The sequence below is a fragment of the Brevibacterium sp. 239c genome (assembly GCF_900169365.1).
Taxonomy (GTDB): domain Bacteria; phylum Actinomycetota; class Actinomycetes; order Actinomycetales; family Brevibacteriaceae; genus Brevibacterium.
In genome coordinates, this window is record NZ_FXZH01000045.1 from 1 (window position 1) to 5,062 (window position 5,062).

Genomic DNA, 5,062 nt, shown 5'->3' on the forward strand with positions numbered 1-5,062 from the left:
GTCCACGTCGAGGTCTTTCGGATGGGCAGTGTGAGAACTTCCATCATCGGAAGACCTCGACGTCTATCCGGGTAGCGACTCGCCTTGTTTGAAATTCATCGGCCTACACTCTCGTTTACGAAGAGCCCGATATGGTGGCGGCCAAACGTTTCCGGTTGGCACGTTAGACTCCATTGTGCTGACGTTCACTACGTCGGCTGTAGACAGTCTGGCTTGTGTCCTATATGGTGTGGATTCGTCCTGATTTACAAGTAAGGGGAGTCCAATGACGGAAACTCCGATGGCCCAGCTGGTCATGTTCACTGGCGGCCGAGACAGTACTCTCGCAGCAAGCTCATTGATGTTGCGGGGAATCCCAGTCCACTTGTACAGCGCTAACTCAGGCTGTTCTCTCCATCGAGAGATTATCGATTTCCGCGTTCGAGAATTGCGCTCCCGGTTCGGTGAACTGGTCATCACTCACATACGAGATGACATCAGCGGAACTTTCCGCGAAATTGCGATCGCCTCGATCGAGCAAGACATCCTCAAATACCGAAAAAACCTTGTCCTTCTCGGGGAGAAAGTGGCCATACACTGCCACATCATCGACTACTGCCACCGCAATGGCCTGTCCACTGTTAACGACGGAATCGCGTCATACCAAAGCGAGTTTCCCGAGCAACGGATTGTGGCAAAGGAACACTTCATCAAGTTCCTCTCGGACTATGGGATCGAGTACAACAGTCCCGTGTACGAACTCGCCACGTCATCCGAAGAAGTGAAGTACCGGCTACTGCAGCTTGGATTATCAACGAAATCGCTGGAAGGAATCTCGATTTTCGGAGACAGCTTCACAACACCCGACGACGAGACCATCCTGAACTATCTGCGAGCGAAGGACGAGATCGCTAGAGAAATCATCGCATTCTTAAAAGGAGACCTCACCGCTGGAGGCGGGAAAGAGCACGAGGTCGCTACGTCGGGTGATCGGGCAGCTTCGTGATCGAGAAGGTCGCCGCTGTGATCATTCGAGATCATCAAGTTCTCGTCTGCCGCAAACATGGGACAGGTGTGTTTTTGTCGCCCGGCGGGAAGATCGAACCAGGCGAAACAGCAGAGCAATGCCTCAGGCGCGAGTTGAGAGAAGAACTTGATGTGAGCCTTGCCATGATTCGACCTTTCGGCACGTACACTGCTTCCTCAGCTCTTGAGGACGAGCAAGTCAGGGTCCAAGTTTTCATCGCCAATATCGACGGTGAGCCTGAACCGTCGACCGAGATCGTGGAGCTCGCCTGGGTGGGTTCCGATGTAGGTCGAAACAATGGCCTCTCTGTCGGGTCGGTATTCGCCGAGCAAGTCATTCCTGATCTCATCGAGGAGGGGATGATTGTTCCTGATGAAAGGCAGGATCTTTGGAATGATTGACAGCGCGGCCATGAACCCTTTGCTACAGCAACAGTATGAGACTCCTTATTTTCGTGCCTGTGCCCGGGAGCGAGAGCAATTGAGGTCGACGATCGCTGACAGTCTTGGGATCTATCGTGGCCGGGTGTTCATTACTTCGAACACCTCATCGGGCTTCGTCGGGGTGCTCGGTGCCGCAACTGTCGCTAGGGCGTGTGTCCATCCTCAAGGCGCTGTGTTTCAGCATTTTCCAGGATATCGTCAGATCTTGACCGACCTGGGCCATAGCTGGAGTGACTGTTGCAGGTCTCGAATCGATTTCCACACGCACATAGCACCGACGACCGGTCTCATCGACGAATCGATATCTCTGTCGTCAAGAGACCACAAAGTTGTTGTGGACGGGGCGCAGTCGTTCGGAACGGCACTCACTGCCGAGTTGATCGAGCATTCGGACGTGGCTCTGGCACCATTGCACAAGCATTTCATGGGAGCCCCCGGCCTCGGGATAGCGATCGTGGCCCCAGCAATCATCTCGGACGACTCGCCCTTGCTTCGAGTGTTGACCGTGGTCGAGCAGGGTTGTGTCGCACTCGAGATTCTCAAACGCGCCAATGGCCGGATGGCTACTACCAACGTGTGGAACTACGCCACATTGAATATTAGCTCGTGCGAGACACAGGTGATCGACGACCTCGGCCTCGAGGTCATCAATGACGATCGACGACTACCAATGCGCTGTCTCCGGCCGATAAGCGATATTCCAGTCCGGACATTGCTACCGGGCCCGTTGGTGAACGGACGCCACTTCGAGCAGGACAACACCATCCGCTTTTCGTACTGGCGAACCGGAAGCGGAGATCGGCCCGACGTTGACTGCACCGACGACTTCATGGACGCACTCCGAGTGGCCGCGCAGCCCGGAGCCACCGCATGACGGCGTACCATCGCGGAATCATGATCACCGCTACGGGCGCCCTCGTGATGACCTCTGACACCCTATTGCTCAAGATCATCGGTCATTCCGGACTGACCGTTGCCTTCTGGCGCGGTGCTCTCATGTTCGTGATGTTCATGCTGATCTGGACAGTTCTGCGAATCATCGGTCAGCCGATCCCACTGATCGGCGGACGGGCCGGCTGGTTGGCTGCTGCATTGTTCGGGGGTGCCTCGATACTCTTTGTCACTTCTCTCGCGGCCACCGCGGCATCAAACACACTCTTCCTGTTGGCCACGACTCCGTTCTGGTCAGCGTTGCTATCCCGCATTTTCCTGGGTGAACGACCGGCGAGAGAAGTGTGGGTTGCGATGATTGCCGCATTGCTCGGAGTGGCGGTCATCGTCTCGACAGGACTCTCCAGTGGTCACGGGGTCGGCGACTTACTCGGGCTTGGGGCAGCCGTGTGTATGGGGTCGGCTTTCGTGGTGACGCGCCAGTCGGACGCAGTTCTCTTCATGGCGCCAGGCATCGGCGGAGTGTTGTCTGCGATCGTGCTGATCCCATGGCTGCCCTACCTTTCGTTGCCAGCGATTGCTGCAGCCCCTATGGCAGTCGAAGGCTTGTTGGTCATGCCAGCGGCACTTGGATGTCTCGCGTTGGGGCCAAGGTATCTCCCCGCACCACAGGTAGCTCTGTTCCTGCTGCTTGAGACAACTCTTGGGCCGGTATGGGTGTGGGCGTTCCTCGGCGAGCAGCCCAGCTGTGAGGTCCTAGTCGGAGGAGCTTTCGTCGTCGCAGCCATCGTCGTGCAGAATGTTGTGTCGATAAGACGCGCCAATTCGGCTCAGCGATTGGCTCGAACCCCAGGCTAGGAATTGGCTGTTACTCCTCAATAGTCTTGCTGAAAAGACTGCAAACATGAGCACTGTGAGCGAACAATTGGCGCAAGACGTTCTTCTATGTGGCCCTCTGCCTTGCCGAAGATGAGCGGTATCCATCCACCGAGCGTCTCAGCAGAATGGCCCTCCAATCTGTAGCTGGTCAACTTCCAGCAAGGGTCAATAGTTCGTTGAGATAGCCCAACGGGCAAACACACCGGGAAGTCAAGACTCCACCCTTGCCTCTTCAACTCATGCCGATCGCTTTGTCTGACCGGTAGTTGCCTCCGCCTCGTCGCCGGTCCAGGGACTATCTTCTCCTGGTCGGCTGGCGAGGTCGCGGCACTTCTCGAGTTTGCGCTTGGCGCTGGCCAGCTGGGCCGATCGCTCGTCGAGGCTCATGAGGCTGCCCAATCTTCGCTGGTGATGCCGTAGTGGTCGCGCATGAGGCGCTGCATCATGAGCAACCCGTTACGTTTAAGCCGGGTGCACTCCCGACTTGTCAGACCCGTCATCTCAGCCACATCGGCCGTCTGCGGGATCTGACCAGTCGCACCGTCTCCGAAGAGCTCACCGAAGTAGCAGTCGAGGACGACGCCGAACGTCTCAGACTCAGTGGTGGCCTCCTCGATGGCTTTGGCTACAATTTGGGCGCCCTCCGTGGAGTGAATCACCGAGTCGAGATCGCCCGACGTCGCGACATCGGGCACGACTTCCAGCGGGGACACCGTGAGGTAGAAGTCGTCGACGGTACAAATCAGCCCGCTCTTGGCTGGATCCTTTCTCGTGCGATAGAGGCGTTCGTTGGTTGCTTCGACGACTTCCGTGTCAGTGGGGCTGTCGTGGCCGTCCATGATCATGGACTGTCTCATTGACGACAGCAGCCGGCGACGTCGATTGAGATTGGTCATGCCAGTCATCGGTGCGGCACCGGCAGTGGTGTCGACGTAGGACTTCACAGCATTGCGCGACTCATCATGCAGGTAACCGGTCCACCTGTTGATGCGATCGAAGATGGTGGGGTCTTCGATCGCTTCGAGGATGAGTTCATAGTCTCTCGTCGCCACGATTTGGATGACATCATCAAGATGTCGATTTGCTGGCAGGTTGTTGGTTCGGCACATGTGGAAGGCGATCTGCCGATAGGTCTCTCTCGCGGAGCGCGAGTAGTCTTCGATGGCGACTGTCTGTGCATCGGCGTCCAAGGACACGATGGTCACGACTGCCTCCTTGACCGGATCGTAGCGGTCACTCATGTGAATGTTCTCCTGCCGTGTTCTCAGAGAAGGGGAAGCCTGGCCAGGGGGATTCCTGGCGGTTGTTGTGAATGGCATCGCAGTAGGCAACGAGTCTCTTGCCTTGACTGCGTGGGTCGAACAACCACGCCAGTGTGATTTTTCGTGTGGGGGGATCGCTGGAGTCTGAGATTTCCTTCAGCCGTTCGATGAGTTGATTCACTCGCGTTTGGGGTCCATGTTCGTTGGACGCGAGCAGGAGCTGCCGCAAAGAGATAGCTCCGAGTACCCTCCCTTCATTGCTCCCACCAACGCTGGTGAGAACATCGTTGACACTCAATAGTCCTTCAGCGACGGAAACTGTCCATTCAGCGCGATGGTGCCGTACTGAGCGGGAAAGCTCCGTTGCTCTTGTTGGTGCAATGAGATTGCCATGTGCGACGTTTTCTGCCGCATTAGTGGGAATACTATTTGATGCTGGTTCCATGCGTTAACTGGCTCTTCGTAAACGAGAGTGTAGGCCGATGAATTTCAAACAAGGCGAGTCGCTACCCGGATAGACGTCGAGGTCTTCCGATGATGGAAGTTCTCACACTGCCCATCCGAAAGACCTCGACGTGGAC

5 protein-coding genes are annotated in these 5,062 nt (G+C 56.4%); 4 read left to right on the top strand and 1 reads right to left on the bottom strand.

Translation table 11 applies throughout. From position 1 onward, the window contains the following. Window positions 1-265 precede the first annotated feature (265 nt). Genes BSP239C_RS20135 through BSP239C_RS20150 form a run of 4 tightly spaced genes read left to right on the top strand, consistent with a single transcriptional unit; the run spans window position 266 to window position 3,198 of the window. Entirely contained in the window at window positions 266-985 is a 720-nt protein-coding gene (locus BSP239C_RS20135; protein WP_219618942.1) for a hypothetical protein, read from the top strand. Then, window positions 982-1,407, top strand: a complete 426-nt coding sequence (locus BSP239C_RS20140; protein WP_101575077.1) for an NUDIX domain-containing protein — start codon at window positions 982-984, stop codon at window positions 1,405-1,407. Before BSP239C_RS20135 ends, BSP239C_RS20140 begins: the two co-directional genes overlap by 4 nt. Further along, entirely contained in the window at window positions 1,379-2,323 is a 945-nt protein-coding gene (locus tag BSP239C_RS20145; protein ID WP_257930302.1) for a DUF6024 family protein, read from the top strand. The genes BSP239C_RS20140 and BSP239C_RS20145 overlap by 29 nt, the downstream gene beginning before the upstream one ends. Continuing rightward, a complete protein-coding gene (locus BSP239C_RS20150; protein ID WP_101575079.1) occupies window positions 2,320-3,198 on the top strand; it encodes a DMT family transporter in 879 nt (292 codons plus the stop codon). Before BSP239C_RS20145 ends, BSP239C_RS20150 begins: the two co-directional genes overlap by 4 nt. A gap of 404 nt (window positions 3,199-3,602) precedes the next feature. On the opposite strand, the gene BSP239C_RS20155 is transcribed toward BSP239C_RS20150, so the two are convergent. Continuing rightward, a complete protein-coding gene (locus BSP239C_RS20155; RefSeq protein WP_101575080.1) occupies window positions 3,603-4,460 on the bottom strand; it encodes a hypothetical protein in 858 nt (285 codons plus the stop codon). Window positions 4,461-5,062: the final 602 nt, after the last annotated feature.

Excerpts from the sequence above, each read along its gene's own strand:
- BSP239C_RS20150 (WP_101575079.1), top strand. The coding sequence starts at position 2,320 with ATGACGGCGTACCATCGCGGAATCATGATCACCGCTACGGGCGCCCTC.
- BSP239C_RS20145 (WP_257930302.1), top strand. The coding sequence starts at position 1,379 with ATGAAAGGCAGGATCTTTGGAATGATTGACAGCGCGGCCATGAACCCT.
- BSP239C_RS20155 (WP_101575080.1), bottom strand. The coding sequence starts at position 4,460 with ATGAGTGACCGCTACGATCCGGTCAAGGAGGCAGTCGTGACCATCGTG.
- BSP239C_RS20135 (WP_219618942.1), top strand. The coding sequence starts at position 266 with ATGACGGAAACTCCGATGGCCCAGCTGGTCATGTTCACTGGCGGCCGA.